Here is a 23259-nt window from a genome sequence, read left to right as displayed (position 1 = left end):
GGAGCAACCCGTCAGATGTCGTCGGCGAACACTAACTCTGACCATGTCTCTGACTCGCAGCCACGCGAGGTCATGAACGTGGCAGTCCTGGCTGAGTCCGAGCTTGGTTCGGAGGCACAACGGGAGCGTCGTAAACGCATCCTGGACGCCACCATGGCCATCGCATCTAAGGGCGGTTACGAGGCGGTTCAAATGCGTGCGGTGGCCGATCGCGCGGACGTGGCGGTCGGGACGCTGTACCGCTACTTCCCGTCGAAAGTGCACCTGCTGGTGTCGGCCCTGGGCCGGGAGTTCAGCCGCATCGACGCGAAGACCGACCGATCCGCGATGGTGGGCGGCACCCCGTTCCAGCGGCTGAATTTCATGGTTGGCAAGCTCAACCGCGCGATGCAGCGCAATCCGCTGCTGACCGAGGCGATGACACGCGCCTACGTTTTCGCCGACGCGTCGGCGGCCAGCGAGGTCGACCAGGTCGAGAAGCTGATCGACAGCATGTTCGCGCGCGCCATGAGTGACGGCGAGCCGACCGAGGACCAGTACCACATCGCCCGGGTGATCTCGGACGTGTGGTTGTCGAACCTGTTGGCCTGGCTGACCCGGCGCGCCTCGGCGACCGACGTCAGCAAGCGGCTGGACCTGGCCGTGCGACTGCTGATCGGCGATCAGGAAAACAGCCAGTAGGCGCCTACACCGGCGGACCGGCGGTACGGCCCCGGATCAACTCGGTGTCCAGCAGCTCGACGACCGGCAGGCCGGACCGCGGCGGGTTCAGCAGTAGTTCCCCAGCCCGATGGCCCTTCTGCAGACTCGGCTGCGACACCGTGGTCAGGCCGCGGCTGATCGCCTCGGGCGCCCCGTCGAAGCCGGTGACGCTGATTTGACCGGGCACGTAAATGCCATGTGCCCGAAGGTAATCCATCGCTGAGAGCGCCAAAATGTCTGCGGTGCACATCAATGCGGTGATTCGCGGATTGGCTTCCAGCGCCACCCTGGCCGCCTCGCCGCCCGACGTCGGCAGGTGCTCGTAGCTCTCCACCACGGTCAGTGCATCCGGGTCCACCCCGGCAGCCCGCATGGCGTCCCACACGCCGGTGATGCGTTCGCGCTGCACGTCGAAGGTCAGCGACCGCAGCCGCTCGGCATCCGCCAGGTCTTGGCGGCGGTCCTGCCCCAACCGCATGGTCAGCAGCCCGAGCTCGCGATGCCCCAGCCCCAGCACATAGTCGGCCAGCTCACGCATCGCCGCCCTGTCGTCGATGCCCACTCGCGACACCCCGGACAGACCCTTGGGCTGGTCGACCACGACGACCGGCACGCGCCGCTGCATCACCACCTGAAGGTAGGGATCGTCGTCGCGGACCGAATACACCACGAAGCCGTCGACCCCGGCGGCCAGCACCGCAGCCTCGCCGTCCGCCGAGCTCCGGCTGGGTCCGACCGCGACCAACAGCAGGCCCTGCCCCTGCTCCTCACACGACTGCGCCACTCCGGTAACGAAATCCCGCGCCGCCGGGTCGCTGAAGAAGTAGGTGAGCGGCTCGGCCATCAATAGACCGACCGCACCGGCCTTGCGGGTGCGCAACGAGCGCGCCAGGGGGTCGGGACCGGCGTAGCCCAGCCGCTTGGCGGTGGCGAGTACACGTTCACGCAGGTCGGGCGAGAGCTGATCCGGCCGGTTGAAGGCGTTCGAGACGGTGGTGCGGGAAACCTTGAGCTCGGCCGCCAACGACGCCAGAGTCGCACGCCGACGCGGTGTGGGGCTCACGCTCGGTGACGCTACAGCGCATCCTCGCGCGCGCCTACGCCGCCGCGATCTGCTACTTTCTAATGGAAACGGTTTTCATTAGTATTATGTCTCGGCGGGTCGAACAGCTACCGGAATACACGCCTGCGTGCGGCGTTGATGGGACGACATGGCACAACTCGATGCGGGACGTCGGCTATTGGGGTTGGTGTCGGCTGCGTTCGCCTGCCTGATCGGCGCGACGATGATCACCGGCTGCGGCGTCGCTGGTTCTTCGCACCTGCACGGGTCCACTGTGGTGGCTTCCACCGATGTGTGGGGCAGCGTTGCGCACGCCGTCGCGGGGCGGCATATCAACGTCAAGTCGATCCTGTCCGGCGCCACGATCGATCCGCACACCTACCAGGCCAGTGCCTCGGACGCCGCGGCGATCGTGGACGCCACATTGGTGATCTACAACGGCGGCGGCTACGACCCCTGGATCACGTCGGTGCTGACCGGTCGTGCCAACATCACGGCGGTGGACGCCTACTCGTTCGTCGGCAACGCGGACGGCGGGAATCCGCCGAACGAGCACGTCTTCGGCGACCTCGACGTCGCCAAGACCGTCGCCAACACCATCGCCGACCGCCTCGCGACCATCGACGCGGACAACGCCGCCGACTATCGGGCCAACGCCGCCGGATTCGGCCGCGACGCCGACGCCATCGCGGCTTCGCAACGGTCCATCGCCAACAGGTATGCCAACACCTCCGTCGTCGCGACCGAACCCGTCGCGTTCTACCTGTTGAAGGCCACCGGCCTGGTGAATCGCACTCCCCCGGCTTTCATGTCGGCCAACGAGAACGGGACCGATCCCTCACCGGCCGACATGGCATTTGTCCTCGACCTGTTCAACCGCCACCAAGTCGCGGTGCTGCTGGTCAACCCGCAGACGTCCACACCCGCGATCAACGGTCTGCAGGATGCCGCCCGTCGGGCGGGCATCCCGATCACCCAGGTAACCGAGACGCTGCCCGACGGCGCCGACTATCTCACCTGGCAGCGCAACACCACCGACCAGTTGCAGGCCGCGTTGCGATCGAGTGAGAACAATGCCCGTAATTGACCAAGCGGTCGAGACGGTCGACCCGCAGCCACCTGCCGTCTCGCTCACCGGTGCCCGGCTGGCGTTCGGCGATCGCATTCTGTGGGACGAGCTCGACCTGTCGGTGTCACCAGGTGAGTTCATCGCGGTGCTCGGCCCCAACGGCACCGGCAAGACCTCACTGCTCAAGGTGTTACTCGGGCAACTGATGCTGAGCGCCGGCGCCGCGCTGGTCGACGGCAAACAGGTCGGCTCGGGCAGCGGCGATATCGGCTATGTGCCACAACACCGTCCGATCGACCGCGACGTGATGCTGGTCGGGCGCGACCTGGTCCGGCTGGGCATCGACGGAAACCACTGGGGTGTCATGCCATTGCGGTCCGCCGAGCGGGCCCGCCGGCGCGTGGCCGTGCGGCAGGCGCTGGCGCAGGTCAACGGCGAGCCGCTCGCCGATGTCCGCGTCGGGCTGATGTCGGGTGGCGAATTGCAGCGAATGCGCATCGCTCAGGCCTTGGCCAGCGACCCGATGCTGCTGCTGTGCGACGAGCCACTGCTGACGCTCGACCCGGCTAACGCCAAGCTGGTCGCCTCGTTGATCGACCGTCGCCGCCGGGAGGCCAACACCACCGTCATGGTGGTCACCCACGAGATCAACACGATCCTTCCGTACGTCGATCGGGTGCTCTATCTCGTCGACGGCCAATTCAGAATCGGCACCGCCGAGCAGGTGATGAACACCGAAACGCTGTCGACGCTGTACCGAGCCGACATCCAGGTGGTGAAGGTCAAAGACCGCTACGTGGTGATCGGCGAAGACAGCGGGCGCGCGTTATGAACAACCAGCTCTGGAAGCTGCTGGATCATCTGTTCTCCTTCGATATCACCGCCTCGCTGCTGAGCCACGACTTCGTCCAGCAGGCACTGCTGGCGGCCGCGCTGCTGGGACTGGTGGCCGGGCTGATCGGCCCGTTCATCGTGATGCGTCAAATGTCGTTCGCGGTGCACGGGTCCAGCGAGCTGTCGCTGACCGGCGCCGCTTTCGCGCTGCTGGTCGGGTTCCAGGTGGGTTTGGGCGCGCTGATCGGCAGCGCCGTAGCGGCCGCACTGTTCGGCGTCCTCGGCCAGCGGGCCCGGGAGCGCGATTCCGTGACCGGGGTAGTGCTGGCCTTCGGCTTGGGCCTGGCGGTGCTATTCATCTACCTCTACCCGGGACGCACGACGACGAGTTTCGCGTTGCTCACCGGCCAGATCGTCGGGGTGGGCTACACCGGGCTGGCCACGCTGACGCTGGTTTGCCTGCTGGTGATCGCCGTGCTGGCCACGTGCTACGGACCGCTGCTTTTCGCGACCGTCGATCCCGACGTCGCCGCCGGCCGCGGTGTGCCGGTTCGGGCGCTGGGCATCGTGTTCGCCGCGCTGGTCGGCGTGGTGGCCGCCCAGGCCGTCCAGATCGTCGGCGCGCTGTTGGTGATGTCGTTGCTGATCACACCGGCGGCCGCGGCCGCCCGGGTGGTCGCCTCACCGGCGGCGGCCATCGTGGCCTCGGTGGTCTTTGCCGAAGTCGCCGCGGTAGGGGGCATCGTGCTGTCGCTGGCGCCCGGCGTCCCGGTGTCGGTATTCGTTGCAACGATCTCGTTTCTGATCTATGTATTTTGCTGGCTGCTGGGCAGGCGGCGAGAGGTCAGCGCCTAAGCTTTTCGCACGCAGTGGCCACGCGCAGGGGAGGCAACGGTTACTCGATGGCAGACCGGCTTACTTGCCGCACCGATCGCCTGTGCGTTGACGGCAGCGGTCGCCGGCTGCACCAGGGCCGTCGACGGCACGGCGCTGGCCGCCGAACCCGCGATCCACACACCCGCCAGCTCCGCGGCCAGACCGTCGCCGCAAGCGATGCCGGCGACGGCCCTCGATGGCCTGCTGCTGAGTCAGGACCAGCTCGTCGCCCTCGTCGGTGGAACGAACATGACCTTGGTCGGCACCGCCACCAGCGCCTCGGACTCGTCGAAAATCATCGACGATCGCACCTGCCTGGGACTGAGCTCGGTGGGAGACGTGACGGTCTACGCCAACAGCGGATATGCCGCGATGCGCGGCAACCAGTTCAGCACCCCCAACGCTGTTTCGGCCGATGTCACCCAACTCGCGACGTCGTTCACCGCCCCGGGTGACGCCCGGGCATTGCTGCAGCGCGCGCGACAGGACTGGCAGCGATGCGCCAAGCGGCGGTACGGGTTTCACTCCTCGAACGGCAACCACAGCTACTTCCTCACCCACGACGTGCGGGCCACCGGTTCACGCATCGAATTGTCGATGAGCCAAGAAGAAGAAGACCCCCGATGGGGCTGCTCGCACGCGATGGACGTGCAAGGGTCCGTCGTCATCGAGGCGCGGGTCTGCCTGCTCACCAAGGACACCGACTCGGCGGTCAACGACCTCCTCGACCAGATCGCTGCCAAGGTTCCGCAATAAGCTAGGCAGGTGGCCGGTATCGACCTGAACGCTGACCTGGGCGAGGGCTTTGGCGTCTGGAGTCTCGGTGACGACGACGCAATGCTGCGGATCGTCACGAGCGCCAATGTCGCGTGCGGTTTCCACGCCGGTGACCCGGCCGGCCTGCTGCGGGTCTGCCGCAACGCCGCCGAGCGAGGTGTACGGATCGGCGCGCAGGTGAGCTATCGCGACCTGGCCGGGTTTGGCCGGCGCTTCATCGACGTCGCTGCCGACGACCTGGTCGCCGACGTGGTGTATCAGATCGGCGCGTTGCAGGCGATCGCCCACGCTTCGGGCTCTGCGGTCTCCTACGTCAAACCCCATGGGGCGCTGTACAACACGATCGTGATAAACCGCGAGCAGGCCGCTGCCGTCGCCGAAGCGGTGCGCTCGGTGGACGCCACGCTGCCGGTGCTGGGCATGACGGGTTCGGCGTTCTTCGAAGAAGCCACGCGCCGCGGCTTACCCACGGTGGCCGAGGCGTTCGCCGATCGCGCCTACCGACCGGACGGGCAGCTGGTCTCCCGTCGCGAACCGGGTGCCGTGCTGAGCGACCAGGCCGCGATCGCGCAGCGTGTGGTAACCATGGTGCGCTCCGGGCAAGTCAGTGCAGTCGATGGCACCCAGATCTCTGTCAGTGTGGAATCGGTTTGCGTGCACGGCGATTCGCCCGGCGCGGTACACATCGCGACCGCGGTGCGCGATCAGCTCAAAGCCGCGGGCGTCGACGTCAGGGCGTTCTGCTGATGCGCCTTCGACTCGGTCGCCCCGACATCGGGCAATACTCCGACCGGTTCGACGTGCCGGCCGCCGAAAACGGCGGGCTTGCGGCGACGTGGATGGGCGTGGCGACACTGTTGATCGACGACGGATCGTCCGCGCTGATGACCGACGGCTACTTCTCCCGCCCCAGCCTGGCTCAGGTGGCGGCGGGCAGGCTGTCGCCGTCACCGGCCCGTGTGGACGGCTGCCTAGCCTGTGCCAAGGTGTCGCGGCTGGCGGCCGTCATCCCGGTACACACCCACGTCGACCACGTGATGGATTCCGCACTGGTCGCCGAGCGCACCGGCGCCCAGCTGGTCGGCGGCGAGTCGGCGGCCAACGTCGGTCGGGGGCATGGCCTACCGGAGGACCGCCTCGTCGTCGCCAGACCGGGCGAACCAATTCGATTGGGCGCCTTCGACGTAACGCTGGTGAAGTCACACCACTGTCCCCCCGACCGGTATCCCGGCGTCATCGACGCGCCAGTGGTGCCACCGGTGAAGGTGTCGGCTTACCGGTGCGGTGAGTCGTGGTCGACGCTGATCCACCACCTGCCATCGGATAAGCGGCTGCTGATTCAGGGCAGCGCCGGCTTCGTCAAAGGCGCGCTGGCCACCCACCGCGCCGACGCCGTCTATTTGTCCGTCGGCCAGCTAGGTCTGCAGCCGCGGTCATACCTGCTCGACTACTGGGCCGAAACTGTGCAAGCGGTAGGCGCGCGGCGGGTGATCCTCATTCACTGGGACGACTTCTTCCGCCCTTTGTCAAAGCCGTTGCGGGCCTTGCCGTATGCGGGTGACGACTTGGATGTATCCATCCGTATCCTCGACGAGCTGGCCGCGCGCGATGGCGTCGTGCTGCACATGCCGACGGTGTGGCGACGCGAAAATCCCTGGGCGGTCTAGGCTTTGGCACTAACCATTTCACTGCTACTGCTTGCCGCGGTGTTGGGGTTTGCGGTCGCGCGTCCCCGGGGCTGGCCGGAGGCACTGGCAGCGGTTCCGGCAGCGCTAATCGTGATCGCGGTCGGCGCGATCTCGGTTCATCAGGCGGCCAGGCAGGTCGCCGATTTGTCCGGTGTGGTCGCGTTTCTGGGTGCGGTGCTGGTGCTGGCGAAGCTGTGCGACGACGAAGGCCTGTTCGAGGCCGCGGGCGCCGCGATCGCCCGGACACCTCGCGGCTCGCACCGGCTGTTACGGCACGTGTTCGTCATCGCGGGCAGCATCACCGCCGTCCTGAGCCTGGACGCCACCGTGGTGTTGCTGACCCCGGTGGTGCTGATTGCCGTTCGCCGGCTGCGAACTCCGGTGCGCCCGTACGCCTATGCGACGGCGCATCTGGCTAACGGCGCCTCGCTGCTGCTGCCGGTATCCAACCTGACCAACCTGCTGGCGTTTCACCTCGCGAACGTCTCCTTCACCGAGTTCACCCTGCTGATGGCAGCACCGTGGCTGGCCACCATCACCACGCTGTATCTGGTCTTCCGCGGCTTTTTCGCCCGGGATCTGCGGGTGGCTCCCAACCCGGAACAACTCGGACCGGCGCCGCGGCCGCCGGTGTTCGTCTTGGTGGTGGTGGGGCTGACGCTGGCCGGGTTCGCGTTGTCCGAGCCGCTGGGAGTCGCCCCCGCATGGGTGGCGTTGGCCGGCGCCTCGGTGCTGGCGGTGCGCAGCCTGCGCCGCCGGCACACCACCGTGCTGGAAATCCTGCGCTCGATGCAATTCTCGTTTCTGGTGTTCGTGCTGGCGCTGGGGGTCGTGGTGCAAGTGGTGACGCTGAACGGAATGGACAGGGTGATGTCGGCCGTGCTGCCGCACGGGTCGAGCCTGCCGGCATTGCTTGCCATCGCCGCCGTGGCGGCCGCGCTGGCCAACGTCGTCAACAACCTGCCCGCGACGCTGGTGCTGCTGCCGCTGGTCGCCCCCAGCGGTCCGATCGCGATCCTCGCGGTGCTGATCGGGGTCAACATCGGGCCCAACCTGACCTACGTCGGTTCGCTGTCGAACCTGTTGTGGCGCGGCGTGCTTCGCCAGCATGCCGTCGAGGCCGGCGCCGGCGAGTACACCCGCCTCGGGTTATGTACCGTACCGCCGGCCCTGGTCGTGGCGGTCGTGGCGCTGTGGGGTGCTGCGCGGCTGCTGGGCCTCTAGATGTGTGTCGCCGTCTTAGCCCTCGGGTAAATGTGGGCGTGAATGGGCTTCGCAGCAACCACCGTGAACGGTGTGGCCAGCAGAAAATCGTCGTCGAGGGAATCGATCTCAGCGGTGCGGATGATCGTGGCCAGCGCGAGGGTAGCCTCTAGCATCGCGAAGTGGTCGCCGATACATGACCGCGGTCCGCCCCCAAACGGCAGATACTGCCAACGGCTGCGGCCTTTCGAACGTTCCGGGAGAAAGCGGTCCGGATCAAAACGCGCCGGATCCTCCCACAGTGCGGGGTCGCGGTGCATCGCGTAGATGCTCACCAGTGCAATGGTTTTGGCTGGGACCAGGTAGCCGTCCACCACGATGTCCTGGGTGGGCATCCGGGCCGTTCCGGCCGCGGGCGGGCACAACCGCAGCGCCTCGTGTAGCACCCGCACGGTTACACCGAGTTGGGGCACGTCATCAGTGGTCAGCGCACGCTGGCCCAGCGCGTCAACCTCTGCTCGCAACTGGTCCTGAATGTGGCGATGGTGTCCCAACGCCCACAGCGCATAGGTGAGCGTCGTCGACGTAGTGTCGTGGCCCGCGAGCATGAAAAGCACCAACTCTTCACAGATTTCGTCGTCGGTCAATGGCCGGCCGGTCTGCGGGTCCACCGCCTCGATCAGTGCTCGCACCAGGGAAGCATCCCGGTCGGGATCAGCGCGCACCGCGTGCAGGATTTCGGCGGCCAGCCCATGCAGGGTGTCGTTGGCCCGGCGAGCTGCACGCTGACCGCTGGTGGGCAGCCACCGCGGCGGATTCACCGGCCGCGCGGCGCGGTCGGCCACCCACGTCAACGAAACCCGCAACGCATGCCCGACCTCCTCGGCGCGCTCGTCGAGGTCCACTCCGAGCACCGAACGCCCAAGAGCCCGCAGCGTGAGCAGCCGGCATTCGCTGTCCAAGTCCACGATGGCACCGGCGCGCCAGCCGTCGGCGACCTGTTGTGCGGCAGCCCCCATGTGTCCCGCGTAGCCGGCGACGTGTCGCTTGGTGAACATCGGCTGCAATGCGCGTCGCCGCGGTAGCCAGCGTTCGTGCGGAAGGTTGAGCAAGTTGCCGCCCATCAGCGCGCGCATCTCGACCATCACGCGAACACGGCCGCGGTCGCAGGCCTCGTCGTTGCGGCCCAACAGATCTCGCGCGCCCTGCGGAGTGGCGATCACCACAACATCTGGCAACAGCCATTTGGGGGCGAGTCGCAGCCGGGTGACTGGGCCGCCGGCGTCCAGTAGCGTCTGCAACCCTTCGATGTAGGACCGCACCGCCTGGAGCTGCCGCACATACGGCAGTGGATTCTTCGGTGCCAGATTCAGCGTCTCGACCGCTGGTATCTGCAGCATCTCGACCATGCCAACTCCTTTGTCCGCTGCAGGCACGGTATGGCCGAGTCCCGTTTGCGCGCACGCGTAGCCGACTACTCCACTTGCCCGCCCCGACGCGACGTGTCAGGACGACCCGCAGGGTCCGGCTTCGATGATCGATGCCAGTTCCTCGCGCGACTGAGCCCCCACCCGCTGGCAGGCCCGGTAAACGTGACCCTCCACGGTGCGCACCGACATCACCAGCTGCTCGGCGATTTCGCGGTTGGATAGGCCCGCCACCACGAGTTCGACCACATCGCGCTGGCGACCCGACAACTTCAGACCGGTCGGAGTCCGCAGCGCCGGCGTGTGCAGGCCGCCGCATTCGTCGGACAATTCCCTGGCCAATGCGCCGGCATACCGCCCACGCCGGTGCTGCTGACCTTCGTCGAACGCAACAGAGGCCTGCGCCGCCGCGTCGGCGGCGGCGGCCCGATCACCGATCGTCCGGTACGCCGCCGATGCCGCCAGCAGGCCCTCACCGTCCCCCGCCAACAGGGCCTGTGCGTGCAATGCGATGGCGGCGGCCAGCGGCAACGACAACGCGTTGGCCAGCTCCCGCGCCCGCGGTGCCTGCGAGGCATCGCCCCACTGCGCCGCGGCCTGGATACAGGCCAGCTCATGGGTTGGCTGGCCGCGATCTCGGGCCAACCGCGCCGCCTCGATTACGCTTGCCACGGCCTCGCTCAAGTGACCGCTTGCCGCCATCGCCCATCCGTCGGCCAGTGCCAAGGCGGTATGCATGAACAGAAAGTCCGCGGGCACGCACGATCGCGCCGCGGCGACAGCGTCACTCGCTTCGCCGGCCTGTCCTAACTTCGCATGCGCCTCAGCGAGCGCGAAGTAGCTTGCAGGCCGCAAACCCGTTGTGATGCAATGTATTTGCACTCCGGCGGCCGCCTCGTGCACCAGCCGGACCGCCTCGGCCACAGCGCCACGAGCCTGTTCGGCATTTCCCAACAGCAAGACCAGGTTCGCATATGCCAGGCCCGGAACGTCGCGGGCCGAGTCGGCGAGTTGCCTTGCCGTACTGACAAATTCGTCAATGCGTCCGGTCAAGCGGCAGGCACGGCCATACACGGCGCCGAACCAGAACCGCATATGCGATGCCTGGAACGACGTCGTTGCGCGTCGCAGCGCCTGCTCGGCCACGCCCGCGAGCTCATCGACCTGACCCAGCGCCCCCATAGCCATAATCAACGCCAGCGAGGCCATCATCGTGTGAAAGCCGGACAGTTCGTCGAAATCCATCGCAGTTCTGGCATTTTCGGCCGCGAGTTCGCAGCGCGCCGATACCGCATCCAGGCACGCCTGCACCGCCAACCGCTCCGCTCGCTGCGCCGGAGTCTCGGGTCTCGCGGCCAACCCGGCAAGGATTGCCGCGGCGTCTTTGGAATTGAACAGATTCCATATCAGGTTGGCCGCCCGCACGGTCGCCCAGTGATGGGCGTCGGGCAGGTCGGCGCCGGCCATCGCGCGCAGTGCCTCCTCGGCCGGCTCGCCCCGCCCGAGGAGCGCCAGGTTCATGGCCCGCACCCCGGCCGCCCCGGGCGCGCCGGCATGCGCGGCAGCGGTGGCGAATCGGTCGGCCAGATCCAGATCTAACAGCGTCATTGCATGCCGGGCCGACTCCAGGTAGAGCCCGGGGTCGGGGTCCAGATCCGACTCAAGGCGCAACAGGGCGCGGCGCACGGTGGCCTGCATATCATCATCGCCGTCGTTCTCCAGCCGTTCCGCCAACCGGCCCCGGATGCCCGAGAGATACAACTCGCCGGCGCTGGCCCGGCGCAGCTCGCCGAACAGCGGGTGGGCGAGCCTGGCGGTCAGTCCGGCGCCGGTGCGTTCGATGCTGACCAGGCCCAGTCGCTCGGCCGCCGCCAGGTCACTGCGGAGCGCCAAATCGCACAGGACGTCCACGGCCAGCGGCTCACACTGCGACAACGTGTCGACCACGATCGCCATCCCCGGGCTCAGCCGTCCCATCTGGCGGCCCAGCGTGTCGGACAGGCTCGCCGATACGGCAACGTCTCCGTCCCACATCCATACCCCGGCCGATTTGCGCATCCGCCCGGCGGCCACCTGATCGGCCAGCAGCTGCCGCAGGAAAAGCGCATTCCCTCCCGTCAGCTTTTGGAACCGGGCCGCGCTGCGCGCATCGATCGGACCGTCCAGCCTGCTCTCGATGACCTCGCGTGTCGCCGCGGCCGAAAGCGGTTCCAGATCAAGCCGTTCCAGCAGCCCGTCCTTCCACAGCGCCGTCACCGCATCGGGTTCGTCGCTGCCGGTGCGGATCGTGACCACCGACCGGACTCCACCCGATTGCGCCAACTGATGGACGACGAGGGCGGACAATCCATCCAGCAGGTGCGCGTCATCAACCCCGACCACCACACGACCCCGGCGCTGTTGCGCGACAAACGAATTGATCACGCGCTGCACATCTGTGCGCGGATCCGACATCGCGTCGCCGAGCGCGCCGATGAACGCTCCCAGGGGCAGCGCGTGCGCCGAGTCGGTGCCGACGACCCACTTCGTCCGCTCCCCCGCCGCCGCGGCACGCCGAAGCGCTTCGTGGGCCAGCCAGGTCTTGCCCACGCCAGCGGCTCCGGCGATCATCACGCCCGAGTAGTTGCCTACCGCGCCGAGGACGCGGCGAACGATCCCTAATTCGCTGTCACGCCCGGTCAACGGCTCAGCGCCGATCACTCGGCGACTATAACGGTGCGAACGTCCGCTTTGCCGGCGTTTCGGCGACCTCACGTGTAGCTGCGTCGCAGCGATGACGTAGTCGACTACGCTGTCGCCCCGCGTTGCGGGCCATGAACATGGGTTTCGTCGGATGAACGCTCAGCACAGGCGGTGGGCTATGGCAAAGATCGGAAATCACGCACTGGTATTAGGAGCGAGCATGGCCGGTCTGCTGGCCGCGCGGTCGCTCAGCGAGTTCTTTGATGTGGTGACGGTGGTGGAGCGCGACCCGCTGCCCGACATCGGCGTCCCCCGCCGGGGTGTGCCGCAGGGTCGGCACCTGCACGCCCTGCTGCCCCGCGGTGCGCAGGTACTCCAGGAATTCTTCCCCGGCATCCTCGACGAGCTGGTCGTCGACGGCGCGCACTACATCGATGGCCGGGATCTGTCGCAGCTGCACTACGAGCTGGGCGGGCACCTGATGGTGCGCACCGGCAGCGCCACGTCGTTTACCGCCTATCTCGCAACCCGGCCTTTCCTGGAGGATCACGTCCGTGCGCGCCTGCGCACCATCCCCAACGTCAACCTGCTCGACGAGCACGACATCGCGGAATTGACCTCGGCACCCGACCACCATCGCGTCACCGGGGCGCGGGTAGTCAACCGTCGCACCCACGAAGAACTCACGCTGCGGGCCGATTTGGTGATCGACGCGACCGGGCGCGGCGCCCGCACCCCGGCCTGGCTGGACGCCCTCGGCTACGACCGCCCGCGTGAGGACCAGGTCATGATGGAGTTGACCTACGCGAGCCAGTTGCTCAGCACGGCACCGGATGCGCTGCACGAGCTCGGTTTCATCGTCGGACCCGTGCCTGGCCGGCCACGCGGGCTGGGCACTATCCAAGCGGAGAACGACACCTGGATGTTCACCGTCTTTGGCATCGCGGGTCACGGACCACACCCCGATCTGATCTCGATGTGCGAGTTCGTCGAAGACTTCGCACCGGCGCGGTTGCTCGCCGCGGTAAAAGCCGCCCAACCCATTGGAGAGCCCTCGCGGCATCGTCAGCCATCCAGTCGGTGGCGCCGATACGACAAGATGCGACGGTTCCCTCAGGGCCTGCTGGTCATCGGCGACGCGATCTGCAGCTTCAACCCGATCTACGGTCAGGGCATGACCGTAGCCGCCCTCGAGGCATTGGCGCTGCGCGACTGCTTATCCAGCGGTACAAGGGATTTGGCGCAACGATTCTTCCAGGACGCGGCGTTACCGATTCGCACGGCCTGGGAACTGTCGGCCAACCCCGACCTCTGCCTACCCGAAATCGAGGGAACCCCACCCCTGCTCACCCGGCTGCTCAACGCATACGTCGATCGTGTCCTCACGGCGGCCGAATACGACACCGAAGCCGTCAATCGGTTCGTTAGAGTGACGGGACTGATCGACCCCGCCACCCGGTTACTTCGCCCGGGAATGCTGTGGCGCGCAGCGCTGGCCAACCGTCGCCGACAGCAACACGGCATCGAGCAGCCGGCTCTCGCGAAGGGCGGCTTGACCGGCAGCACGCCCCGCTAGCAGCTCGGCTGACGTGGATGCCTAACCACGGTGATAGGACGTCGGCAATGGCATGCCCAGGTCAGCCAGCACGCCACGCAGCAGCGAGGGATAGTCGGTGATGATGCCGTCGACGCGAAAGCCGATTTGCTCGCGCATCGCGCCGGGGTCGTTGACCGTCCACGGAATAACCTTGAGCCCCAATGCATGTGCGTGATCCACATACGGCCTGCCGGTGACCAGCTGGTATCTGGGCGAGACGATGTTCGCGCCCACCATCAGCGCCCCGATCATCGGGTCGCTGACGGCGGCTGCGTTGATGCCGGCTAGCCACGGCGAATCGGGAACCCAGGTCTCCTCGTTGTACAAGGCCACCAACGGAATCAACGGTTCGGCCTGGTGCACCATCGGTAGGGTGCGCCAGTCGAAGCTTTGCATCTCGACGGCAGCGAGCTTGCCCGCCGACCTGACCGCAGCAAGGATCACGTCGACGAACTGCTGGGGCTCGGCTGAGCTGCCCGGTTTGTCGGCTTCCACCTTGGTTTCGATGTTGTAACGCACCGCGGCCCGATACGAGTCGGCAAGCGCGAACACTTCCGGCAGGGTCGCTATCTTGTTGTCCCGCACCACTTCAGCGTGCGGGAACTCGGCGAGCAGCCGGCCGCAGTCCAACGTGTGGATCTGCGCCAGGGTGAGCTCGTGCACCAGCTTACCGACGTAGGGGTATTGCGAATCGCCGGGAGATGCCGGCCCGGTGTCGACACATTTTTCCGCGGCGATCGTCGGATCGTGCCACACCAGCGGTTGCCCGTCTTTGCTGATGACGATGTCGAGTTCGAGTGTGCTGACGCCAAGTTCGAGCGATTTAGCGAATGCACGCAGCGATTCCTCGCTCGTTTCACCACGCCCGCCGCGGTGAGCCTGCAGGTCGAATCCGGACGCTTCCGCTGGGGACGCCGGCAACGGCACCAGCAACACGATGGCGGCCACCATGGCACCCAGGTGCGCGAGCCGGCCCGGCAATCGGGTTAACTCCTGCGCTGACGCGCGATCTCGGCGAGCACAACCCCGGCGGCCACCGAGGCATTCAGCGATTCGGCATCACCGGCCATCGGTATCGACACCACCTGTTCGCAGTTCTGCCGTACCAGCCGAGAAAGGCCCTTGCCTTCGGAACCGACCACCACCACGATCGGGTCGCGGCCGTCCAGGTCGTCGACCGCGGTGTCGCCACCGGCATCCAACCCGATCACCCGCACCCCGCGGTCGGCCCAATTCTTCAGTGTCCTGGTGAGGTTGGTGGCTCGAGCCACCGGAATGCGGGCGGCCGCACCGGCGCTGGTTCGCCACGCCACCGCCGTAACCGAGGCCGAACGGCGCTGCGGTATCAAGACGCCGTGGCCGCCGAAGGCCGCGACCGAGCGAACGATCGCGCCTAGATTGCGCGGATCGGAGATGTTGTCCAATGCGACCAGCAACGCCGGGGGGGATTGCAGAGCGGTCGTGAGCAGATCATCGGGGTGGGCATAGTTGTATGGCGGCACCTGCAGCGCGATGCCCTGGTGCAGATGGTTGGTGGTCATCCTGTCCAGGTCGGTGCGCGGCACTTCCAGGATCGCGATACCTAAATCAGCAGCACGGGTGACAGATTCGGTTACTCGCTCGTCAGCCTCGATGCCAAGCGCGACGTAGAGCGCCGTCGCGGGAGTCCCGGAGCGCAAACACTCCAACACCGGGTTGCGCCCGAGCACCGTTTCGGTTTCGTCGGTGCGTTTAGCGGGCCTGCGTTGCTGCGGCCGGCTGGCGCGCTTGGCAGCGGGATGGTTGGGGCGCATGTGCGCCGGCGGGGTGGGACCATGGCCCTCCAGTCCGCGACGCCGTTGGCCGCCCGAACCAACGGTCGGACCCTTCTTGGAACCAGATTTACGAATCGCCCCCTGGCGCCGCGAGTTTCCGGCCATCTACTTGTCGTCACCGGCCAGCAGCTCCCACTGCGGCCCGTCGGCGGTGTCGGTGACTTCGATGCCAGCGTTCTTGAGTCGATCCCGGATCTGGTCTGCCAGAGCCCAATTGCGCTCCTCGCGGGCCTGCTTGCGGCTTTCCAGTTCGGCTTGGACCAGCACGTCGACAGCCGCCAGGGCCGCCGAAGTCTCGTCGCGCGATTCCCAGCGTTCGTCGAGCGGGTCGCAGCCCAGGATCCCCATCATCGCCCGGATCGCACCGGCCTGCCGCAAGGCGCCTTCGTGAGCGCCGGCGTCGAGTGCCCGGTTGCCCTCCGCTCGAGCGTGGTGGATCTCAGCAAGCGCGATCGGCACCGCGAGGTCGTCGTCGAGCGCCTCGGCGAACCGCGGCGTCCACTCACCCGAGACGACGCCACCGATGCGGACCCGCACCCGGTGCAGGAATTCCTCAACTCCCACATAGGCTTTCACTGCGTCCTGCAGGGCGGTCTCGGAGAATTCGAGCATCGATCGATAATGCGCGCTGCCGAGGTAGTAGCGCAGTTCGGGCGGGCGAACGCGCTGCAGCATCGCCGGGATGGACAGCACGTTACCCAGCGACTTGCTCATCTTCTCGCCGCCCATCGTCACCCAGCCGTTGTGCAGCCAGTAGCGGGCGAATCCATCCCCGGCCGCACGAGATTGAGCGATTTCGTTTTCGTGGTGCGGGAATACTAAATCCATTCCACCGCAATGGATATCAAATTCTGGGCCCAGATATGTGCGCGCCATCGCCGAGCATTCCAGGTGCCAGCCCGGGCGCCCACGGCCCCACGGCGTCGGCCATGACGGTTCGCCCGGTTTGGCGCCCTTCCACATGGTGAAGTCGCGCTGATCGCGCTTGCCGGTGGCCGTGCCCTCGCCCTGATGGACGTCATCGATCCGGTGGCCGGACAGCTGGCCGTACTCGGGGTAGCTGAGCACGTCGAAGTACACGTCGCCGCCGCTGGCATACGCGTGACCATTCTCGATCAGGCGGTCCATCAACTCGACCATCTGGGTGATGTGGCCGGTGGCTCGCGGCTCCGCCGATGGCGGCAGCACGTCCAGGGCGTCGTAGGCCGCGGTGAATGCCCGCTCGTAGGTGGCCGCCCACTCCCACCACGGTCGGCACGCGCCAGCCGCCTTGTTGAGGATCTTGTCGTCGATGTCGGTCACGTTGCGGATGAATGCGACGTCGTAACCGCGCGCCATCAGCCAACGGCGCAGGATGTCGAAGGCCACGCCGCTGCGGACATGCCCGATGTGCGGCTGCCCCTGAACGGTGGCGCCACACAGGTAGATGGAGACGTGCCCCTCGCGCAGCGGAACGAAATCACGCACGGCACCAGCTGCCGTGTCGTGTAGCCGCATGGGGGGGCGATCGGTCACGACGTGCCAGCTTACCTGCTAGTTCCGATCGGCCGATCGCAGCTCGCGGGGCTATGCGTGCGCGACAACCAGGGCAGTCGCGATCGCCGCCAAACCCTCGCCCCGCCCCGTCAGGCCCAGCCCGTCGGTGGTGGTCGCCGAGACGGATACCGGCGCCCGCAGTAGATCCGACAACACCTGCTGCGCCTCGGCGCGCCGCAGACCGATCTTCGGCCGGTTGCCGATCACTTGCACGGCGGCGTTTCCGACCCGAAAGCCGTGCTCCGACAGTAAATCGACGACGTGGCGCAGCATGTCGGCGCCGCTGACGTCTTTCCACCGCGGATCGTCGACGCCGAACACGGCCCCGATGTCACCCAGCCCGGCAGCCGACAGCACGGCATCGCACAGTGCGTGCGCGGCGACGTCGCCGTCGGAGTGTCCGGCGCAGCCGTCGGCATCGGCAAACAGCAGCCCTACCAGCCAGCAGGGCCGTCCGGACTCGATCGGATGTACATCGGTACCCAGACCGACCCGCGGCAACTCGTTCACCGGCGCACAATCGCATGGGCCAGCAGCAGATCCAGCTGGGTGGTGATCTTGAATGCCAGCGGGTCGCCGTCGATGACCTGAACCTGGCCACCCACGTGCTCAACCAGAGATGCGTCATCGGTGAAAACCGCGCCGGCAGCGCGCTGATATGCGCGCAGCAACAGCTCGGCGGCGAAACCCTGCGGCGTCTGCACCGCGCGCAGCCCGGCCCGCTCCGGCGTGCCCAGCACCACGCCGTTGGCATCCACGGCCTTGATGGTGTCATGCAGCGCCAGCGCGGGGACGACGGCGCTGTGCCCGGCCCGCAAAGTGTCGACCACCCGGACGATCAAATCGGGCGGAGTCAATGCCCGGGCGGCGTCATGAACCAAGACGAACTCGGGTTCGCCGGGCAGGGCGGACAAAGCCAGACTGACCGATTCGGTGCGCCCGGCGCCGCCCGGCACGACGGTGGCTGCCGAGCCTAGGACTTGTTTGGCTTGATCGATGCGATCGGCGGGTACCGCCACCACGACATGGTTAACGACCCCCGATTGCAGCAGACCCGCGACGGCCCGCTCAAGCAGAGTGCGACCGTCGAGTTCGCAGAATGCTTTAGGGATACCGGCACGCAGCCGCTCCCCCAACCCCGCGGCCGGGACCACTGCGACAACTGCGCCCCCGACCACCTGAACTCAGGGCCTTCAGGAAGCGGCGGCCAGAACCTCGTCGAGGATGGTCTCCGCTTTGGCATCATCGGTGCTCTCAGCAAGCGCCAACTCACCGACAAGAATCTGCCGGGCCTTTGCCAGCATGCGCTTTTCACCCGCGGATAGACCGCGTTCCTGATCGCGACGCCACAGGTCGCGGACCACTTCGGCAACCTTGTTGACGTCGCCGGAAGCAAGCTTTTCGAGGTTGGCCTTGTAGCGGCGCGACCAGTTGGTCGGCTCCTCGGTGTGCGGGGCGCGCAATACCTGGAAGACCTTGTCGAGACCTTCTTGTCCGACGACGTCACGGACCCCGACGTATTCGGCGTTGTCTGCGGGAACTCGAACGGTCAGGTCACCCTGCGCAACTTTCAAGACGAGATACTCTTTTTGCTCCCCTTTGATGGTGCGGGTTTCGATCGCCTCGACTAACGCAGCACCGTGGTGTGGATAAACAACGGTGTCGCCGACCTTGAAGATCATCTGATTCGAGCCCCTTTCGTTACTTCAGTCTAGCACGGCGGTCCAACACACGCGAAGCAACAGTGCAGGTCAGGGGCACAACGCGCGCTCAATAGGGGTTGACAGAAGCGGGAAGACGTGCAATCAAACACACTATCAATGCCGCCTGTTGCCCACGGCAGTGGGCCCGCTGCAGGTGCTGCGGTGCTGGTCTGCCACCTGCGCTACCGCTGGAGCGGCGTTCCTACTACTGTGCATAGTTGCACAGTTGACCCCGCTGTCGTCGCGCCGCGACTTCCCCTGACCAGCCAGACCGAGCCCAGGAGGCATCGAGTGAACCGCTTCAAGAACAGCTTCGCGGTCCGCCTTCGCGCCCGAGTCGCCGCCGTCGGCCTGGCCGCGCTGGTAGCCGCCGTGCTGACCGGCTGCGGCGCCGGGCAGATCTCGCAGATGGCCACCCAGGAGCCTGCCGTCAACGGCAACAAAGTCTCGATCAACAACGTGGCGCTGCGCGACATCCGTATCCAGGCGTCCCAGACCGGCGACTATCTGCGACCGGGTAAGAGCGTCGACCTGGTCCTGGTGGCCGTGAATCAGTCTCCGGATGTCGCGGACCGGCTGCTGGGCATCAGCAGTGACATCGGCACCGTGACGGTGACCGGCGACCCCAGCTTGCCCGCCAGCGGGATGCTATTCATCGGTACGCCGGAAGGCCAGAAGGTGGCGCCGGGCCCGCTCAACCCAAACAGTGCGGCCAAGGCATCCGTCAACTTGGCTAAGCCCATCACGAACGGCCTCAGCTACAAGTTCACCTTCACCTTCGAGAAGGCCGGGCAGGCCAGCGTGCAGGTGCCGATTTCCGCCGGGATGGCGCCGCCGGAGGCCTAAACGGCCGTGTTGCAGCGGGGCTTGTCGCCCCCGCCGGATACCGTCATGACGTGGCAAATGCGCGCTCGCAATACCGTTGCTCGGAGTGCCAGCACGTCACCGCAAAATGGGTGGGCCGCTGTGGAGAATGCGGCACTTGGGGCACCGTCGATCAGGTAGCCGTACTCGGCACGGTGGGCGGCCGCCGTTCGGTCAACGGGGCTTCGCGCGCCGTTCCGATCAGTTCCATCCAACCCAACGCCAGTCAGCACCGCGCGACGGGCATCGACGAACTCGACCGGGTGCTCGGCGGCGGCGTGGTGCCCGGCTCGGTGACGCTGCTGGCGGGTGACCCGGGCGTCGGTAAGTCGACGTTGCTGCTCAAGGTCGCCCACCTGTGGGCGCAGTCCGGACAGCGCGCGCTGTACATCTCCGGTGAGGAGTCCGCAGGCCAGATCAGGCTGCGCGCGGATCGGATGGGCTGCAGTTCAGACGAGGTCTACCTGGCCGCCGAATCCGACTTGCACACCGTGCTCGAGCACATCGCGACGGTCAAGCCCGCACTGGTGATCGTCGACTCGGTGCAGACCATGTCCACCACCGAATCCGACGGCGTCGCCGGCGGGGTCACGCAGGTGCGGGCGGTGACGGCGGCGCTGACCGCCGCGGCCAAGGCCAACGGCGTGGCGCTGATTCTCGTCGGCCACGTCACCAAGGACGGGGCGATCGCGGGACCACGCTCGCTGGAACACCTTGTCGACGTCGTGCTGCATTTCGAGGGCGACCGCAACGGCTCGCTGCGGATGGTCCGCGGAATCAAGAACCGATTCGGCGGCGCCGACGAGGTCGGCTGTTTCATGTTGCACGACAACGGAATTGAGGGCATAGCCGACCCGTCCAACCTGTTCCTGGATCAACGGCCTAGCCCGGTCGCGGGTACCGCGATCACGGTCGCCCTGGACGGCAAGCGGCCGCTGATCGGCGAAGTGCAGGCGTTGCTGGCCACACCGAACGCCGGTTCACCGCGCCGCGCGGTCAGCGGGATCGATCACTCCCGCGCCGCGATGATCACCGCCGTGCTGGAAAAGCACGCCAAGCTGCCGCTGGCCGCCAACGACATCTACCTGTCCACTGTGGGCGGCATGCGGTTGACCGATCCGTCCTCGGATCTCGCCGTCGCGATTGCGCTGGCTTCGGCATTGACCGATCTGCCGCTGCCGACAACCGCGGTGATGGTCGGTGAGGTGGGGCTCGCGGGCGATCTGCGCCGGGTCAGCGGGATGGACCGGCGGCTGGCCGAAGCCGCGCGGCAGGGGTTCACCATCGCGCTGATTCCACCGGGATGCGACGCCGTTCCACGGAGCATGCGAGCGCTGAGCGCACCCACCATCGGCGCGGCGCTGGAGCACATGAGCGACATCGCCGACCACCGCAGCAGCAGGCCCTGTGGACTCGAACGGCTAGACATTGCCACGCCGCGAGCCCTGGCGTAGCAGAATGACAGCCTGTGACCCGTCCGACCCTGCGTGAAACAGTCGCCCGCCTGGCACCTGGCACCGGGCTCCGGGATGGCCTGGAGCGCATTCTGCGTGGCCGAACCGGCGCGCTGATCGTGCTCGGCAACGACGAGAACGTCGAGGCCATCTGCGACGGTGGCTTCGCTCTCGATGTCCGCTACGCCCCGACGCGGTTGCGTGAACTGGCGAAGATGGACGGTGCCGTCGTGCTGTCCACCGACGCCAGCCGCATCGTGCGGGCCAACGTGCAGCTGGTGCCCGATCCGTCGATCCCCACCGACGAGTCGGGCACCCGGCACCGGTCGGCGGAACGAGCCGCGATCCAGACCGGTCACCCGGTGATCTCGGTCAGCCATTCGATGAACATCGTCACCGTCTACGTGGGCGGGGAACGCCATGTGCTCGCCGATTCCGCGACCATCCTGTCGCGAGCCAACCAGGCCATCGCGACCCTGGAGCGCTACAAGACCCGGCTCGACGAGGTCAGCCGGCAGCTGTCGCGCGCGGAGATCGAAGACTTCGTCACCCTGCGCGACGTGATGACCGCGGTGCAGCGACTCGAGCTGGTCCGTCGGATCGGCCTGGTGATCGACTACGACGTTGTCGAATTGGGTACCGACGGACGCCAGCTGCGGCTGCAACTCGAGGAGCTGCTGGGCGGCAACGACGCCGATCGAGAACTGATCGTGCGTGACTACCATGCCAGCCCCGAGCCGCTATCGGATGCACAGATGATCGCGACACTCGATGAGCTGGACGCGTTGTCGGACACCGAGCTGCTCGAAATCACCTCGTTAGCAAAGGTTTTCGGCTATCCGACGACGGCAGAGGCGCAGGACTCGGCACTGAGCTCGCGTGGCTATCGCGCGATGGCCGGTATCCCGCGGCTGCAGTTCGCCCATGTGGATCTGTTGGTCCGAAACTTCGGCACACTGCAGGGTCTGCTGGCCGCCAGCGCCAACGACCTACAATCGGTCGACGGCATCGGCGCAATGTGGGCCCGCCATGTGCGGGAAGGGCTGTCGCAGCTGGCGGAGTCGACGATCGCCGACCCGCTCAGCTGACAGACCAACTACCCCGCGGGCGAGGGACCGGGACCAACCCCGGGCGGGGCCTCAGGTTGCGGCACCGCCGGCTGACCCGGCACCGGGCCCGGCGGGGGCGGCGGAACATTCAGGATGAACGGAACCGTGAGCGAGCGCAGATTGCCCAACTGGACGACCAGGTTGTAAGTGCCCGGGCCGATCGCCGGCCGCGGCAGCGGGCAGTGCGGCGAGGAGCCCATTCCCGTCCAAGTCACCGCCGTCGTCACCTGTTCACCCGGAGTGAAGGTCTTGACCAGCGTCTCGTTGGACGGCGCGCAGTCCAGGTTGGACCACAGCCGCTTGTTGTCCAGCGAGTAGACGTAGGCGGCCAGCACAGCGGCACCCACGTCGCGCTTGCAGGCCACCAGCCCGATGTTGGTGACGACCATCGTGAATTTCGGCTGGTCGCCGATGAAGTATTGGGGAGCGTTGGTCAGCCCCTTGACGGCCAGCGTCGAATCGGGGCAGTCATCACCCTCCTTCAGCACCGGCGGTGGCTGCACCGCAGCGGTGGGCGTCACGGCCTCAGGGTTCTGACCCTGCGGCGCCGGCACCGGGGTGACACCTTCCTGCCCCGGCGGCGGTGGTGCTTGCGGCGGCGGCGCGGCGGGCGTGTTTTGAGCCGATCCGGCCTTGTTGACGCTGGCGGGTTTGGCGCCCGCACCGTTACCCATGAAGGCAAGGACAGCCGCGACAGCAATGCCGATTACGACGACCGCGATCCCCAGGGCCAGCCCCCTGCGCCGCCAATAGATCTCCGTGGGTAGCGGGCCACGTGGTTCTAGATCCAGCACGATCACACCGTAAGTCCAGGTCACACCGATTTGTCCGATCCGACTCGGCGTGTCGCGATGTTAGCTG

Annotated in this window: 22 protein-coding genes; 12 read left to right on the top strand and 10 right to left on the bottom strand. The window is 66.9% G+C overall.

Annotation, left to right across the window (positions count from 1 at the left end):
- Positions 1–78 precede the first annotated feature (78 nt).
- Positions 79–681, top strand: a complete 603-nt coding sequence (gene kstR, locus DB708_RS02420; protein WP_165839705.1) for a cholesterol catabolism transcriptional regulator KstR — start codon at positions 79–81, stop codon at positions 679–681.
- Between the two features lie 4 nt (positions 682–685).
- Here kstR and DB708_RS02415 read toward each other — a convergent pair whose 3' ends face one another.
- Positions 686–1765, bottom strand: coding sequence for a LacI family DNA-binding transcriptional regulator (locus DB708_RS02415; protein ID WP_108920327.1), 1080 nt, complete (start codon positions 1763–1765; stop codon positions 686–688).
- A 148-nt stretch (positions 1766–1913) separates the two neighbouring features.
- Here DB708_RS02415 and DB708_RS02410 point away from each other — a divergent pair, with 148 nt between their 5' ends.
- The 7 genes from DB708_RS02410 to DB708_RS02380 all read left to right on the top strand — a co-directional run bounded on the left by DB708_RS02410 (position 1914) and on the right by DB708_RS02380 (position 8233).
- Complete coding sequence (locus DB708_RS02410) at positions 1914–2852, top strand: metal ABC transporter solute-binding protein, Zn/Mn family (RefSeq protein WP_108920326.1); 939 nt, start codon at positions 1914–1916, stop codon at positions 2850–2852.
- Entirely contained in the window at positions 2839–3666 is an 828-nt protein-coding gene (locus DB708_RS02405; protein WP_108920325.1) for a metal ABC transporter ATP-binding protein, read from the top strand. Before DB708_RS02410 ends, DB708_RS02405 begins: the two co-directional genes overlap by 14 nt.
- Positions 3663–4523 (top strand): metal ABC transporter permease, encoded by an 861-nt coding sequence (locus DB708_RS02400; protein ID WP_108920324.1) that lies wholly within the window; start codon positions 3663–3665, stop codon positions 4521–4523. The genes DB708_RS02405 and DB708_RS02400 overlap by 4 nt, the downstream gene beginning before the upstream one ends.
- 87 nt (positions 4524–4610) lie before the next feature.
- Positions 4611–5300, top strand: coding sequence for a sensor domain-containing protein (locus tag DB708_RS02395; protein WP_235616589.1), 690 nt, complete (start codon positions 4611–4613; stop codon positions 5298–5300).
- A gap of 9 nt (positions 5301–5309) precedes the next feature.
- Positions 5310–6068: a LamB/YcsF family protein gene (locus tag DB708_RS02390; protein ID WP_108920322.1), complete on the top strand. Its 759-nt coding sequence runs from the start codon at positions 5310–5312 to the stop codon at positions 6066–6068.
- Positions 6068–6988: an MBL fold metallo-hydrolase gene (locus tag DB708_RS02385; protein WP_165839704.1), complete on the top strand. Its 921-nt coding sequence runs from the start codon at positions 6068–6070 to the stop codon at positions 6986–6988. The genes DB708_RS02390 and DB708_RS02385 overlap by 1 nt, the downstream gene beginning before the upstream one ends.
- A 3-nt stretch (positions 6989–6991) precedes the next feature.
- The gene (locus tag DB708_RS02380; protein WP_108920321.1) at positions 6992–8233 is read left to right on the top strand and encodes an SLC13 family permease; all 1242 of its coding nucleotides are present in this window, start codon (positions 6992–6994) and stop codon (positions 8231–8233) included.
- On the opposite strand, the gene DB708_RS02375 is transcribed toward DB708_RS02380, so the two are convergent.
- On the bottom strand, positions 8230–9621 hold the full coding sequence (locus DB708_RS02375) for a cytochrome P450 (RefSeq protein WP_108920320.1): 1392 nt from the start codon (positions 9619–9621) through the stop codon (positions 8230–8232). The two genes, DB708_RS02380 and DB708_RS02375, sit on opposite strands and share 4 nt — an antisense overlap.
- Positions 9622–9717: 96 nt before the next feature.
- On the bottom strand, positions 9718–12339 hold the full coding sequence (locus DB708_RS02370) for a helix-turn-helix transcriptional regulator (protein WP_108920319.1): 2622 nt from the start codon (positions 12337–12339) through the stop codon (positions 9718–9720).
- A gap of 160 nt (positions 12340–12499) precedes the next feature.
- Between DB708_RS02370 and DB708_RS02365 the strand changes: the two genes are divergently transcribed.
- On the top strand, positions 12500–13897 hold the full coding sequence (locus tag DB708_RS02365; protein ID WP_108920318.1) for an FAD-dependent oxidoreductase: 1398 nt from the start codon (positions 12500–12502) through the stop codon (positions 13895–13897).
- 21 nt (positions 13898–13918) lie between these two features.
- Here DB708_RS02365 and DB708_RS02360 read toward each other — a convergent pair whose 3' ends face one another.
- From DB708_RS02360 to carD, 6 genes are read right to left on the bottom strand one after another with little or no spacing between them, the layout of a single operon-like run.
- Positions 13919–14869, bottom strand: coding sequence for a glycerophosphodiester phosphodiesterase (locus tag DB708_RS02360; RefSeq protein WP_108920317.1), 951 nt, complete (start codon positions 14867–14869; stop codon positions 13919–13921).
- 35 nt (positions 14870–14904) lie between these two features.
- Positions 14905–15837 carry a 23S rRNA (guanosine(2251)-2'-O)-methyltransferase RlmB gene (rlmB, locus tag DB708_RS02355; RefSeq protein ID WP_108920316.1) on the bottom strand — a complete coding sequence of 311 codons (933 nt, stop codon included), beginning with the start codon at positions 15835–15837 and terminating at the stop codon, positions 14905–14907.
- A complete protein-coding gene (gene cysS / locus DB708_RS02350; RefSeq protein WP_108920315.1) occupies positions 15838–17247 on the bottom strand; it encodes a cysteine--tRNA ligase in 1410 nt (469 codons plus the stop codon).
- A 51-nt stretch (positions 17248–17298) separates the two neighbouring features.
- Complete coding sequence (ispF, locus tag DB708_RS02345) at positions 17299–17778, bottom strand: 2-C-methyl-D-erythritol 2,4-cyclodiphosphate synthase (RefSeq protein WP_108920314.1); 480 nt, start codon at positions 17776–17778, stop codon at positions 17299–17301.
- The gene (gene ispD, locus DB708_RS02340) at positions 17775–18446 is read right to left on the bottom strand and encodes a 2-C-methyl-D-erythritol 4-phosphate cytidylyltransferase (protein ID WP_108920313.1); all 672 of its coding nucleotides are present in this window, start codon (positions 18444–18446) and stop codon (positions 17775–17777) included. Before ispD ends, ispF begins: the two co-directional genes overlap by 4 nt.
- 15 nt (positions 18447–18461) lie before the next feature.
- A complete protein-coding gene (gene carD / locus DB708_RS02335; RefSeq protein WP_007166539.1) occupies positions 18462–18950 on the bottom strand; it encodes an RNA polymerase-binding transcription factor CarD in 489 nt (162 codons plus the stop codon).
- 312 nt (positions 18951–19262) lie between these two features.
- On the opposite strand from carD, the gene DB708_RS02330 reads away from it, so the two are divergent.
- The 3 genes from DB708_RS02330 to disA are packed head-to-tail and all read left to right on the top strand — an operon-like array spanning position 19263 to position 22377.
- A complete protein-coding gene (locus tag DB708_RS02330) occupies positions 19263–19817 on the top strand; it encodes a hypothetical protein (RefSeq protein ID WP_409347545.1) in 555 nt (184 codons plus the stop codon).
- Positions 19818–19867: 50 nt separating this feature from the next.
- Entirely contained in the window at positions 19868–21289 is a 1422-nt protein-coding gene (gene radA, locus DB708_RS02325; RefSeq protein WP_108920312.1) for a DNA repair protein RadA, read from the top strand.
- A 14-nt stretch (positions 21290–21303) separates the two neighbouring features.
- On the top strand, positions 21304–22377 hold the full coding sequence (gene disA, locus DB708_RS02320) for a DNA integrity scanning diadenylate cyclase DisA (protein WP_108920311.1): 1074 nt from the start codon (positions 21304–21306) through the stop codon (positions 22375–22377).
- Between the two features lie 8 nt (positions 22378–22385).
- On the opposite strand, the gene DB708_RS02315 is transcribed toward disA, so the two are convergent.
- Positions 22386–23192, bottom strand: a complete 807-nt coding sequence (locus DB708_RS02315; RefSeq protein ID WP_108920557.1) for a hypothetical protein — start codon at positions 23190–23192, stop codon at positions 22386–22388.
- Positions 23193–23259 lie beyond the last annotated feature (67 nt).

Origin of the sequence: Mycobacterium montefiorense (assembly GCF_003112775.1) — a bacterium.
Classification (GTDB): Bacteria; Actinomycetota; Actinomycetes; order Mycobacteriales; family Mycobacteriaceae; genus Mycobacterium; species Mycobacterium montefiorense.
This window is presented reverse-complemented; position numbering and strand designations above follow the sequence as displayed.

Excerpts from the sequence above, each read along its gene's own strand:
- DB708_RS02410 (WP_108920326.1), top strand. The coding sequence starts at position 1,914 with ATGGCACAACTCGATGCGGGACGTCGGCTATTGGGGTTGGTGTCGGCT.
- DB708_RS02405 (WP_108920325.1), top strand. The coding sequence starts at position 2,839 with ATGCCCGTAATTGACCAAGCGGTCGAGACGGTCGACCCGCAGCCACCT.
- DB708_RS02400 (WP_108920324.1), top strand. The coding sequence starts at position 3,663 with ATGAACAACCAGCTCTGGAAGCTGCTGGATCATCTGTTCTCCTTCGAT.
- DB708_RS02385 (WP_165839704.1), top strand. The coding sequence starts at position 6,068 with ATGCGCCTTCGACTCGGTCGCCCCGACATCGGGCAATACTCCGACCGG.
- DB708_RS02375 (WP_108920320.1), bottom strand. The coding sequence starts at position 9,621 with ATGGTCGAGATGCTGCAGATACCAGCGGTCGAGACGCTGAATCTGGCA.
- DB708_RS02365 (WP_108920318.1), top strand. The coding sequence starts at position 12,500 with ATGGCAAAGATCGGAAATCACGCACTGGTATTAGGAGCGAGCATGGCC.
- DB708_RS02360 (WP_108920317.1), bottom strand. The coding sequence starts at position 14,869 with ATGGTGGCCGCCATCGTGTTGCTGGTGCCGTTGCCGGCGTCCCCAGCG.
- rlmB (WP_108920316.1), bottom strand. The coding sequence starts at position 15,837 with ATGGCCGGAAACTCGCGGCGCCAGGGGGCGATTCGTAAATCTGGTTCC.
- carD (WP_007166539.1), bottom strand. The coding sequence starts at position 18,950 with ATGATCTTCAAGGTCGGCGACACCGTTGTTTATCCACACCACGGTGCT.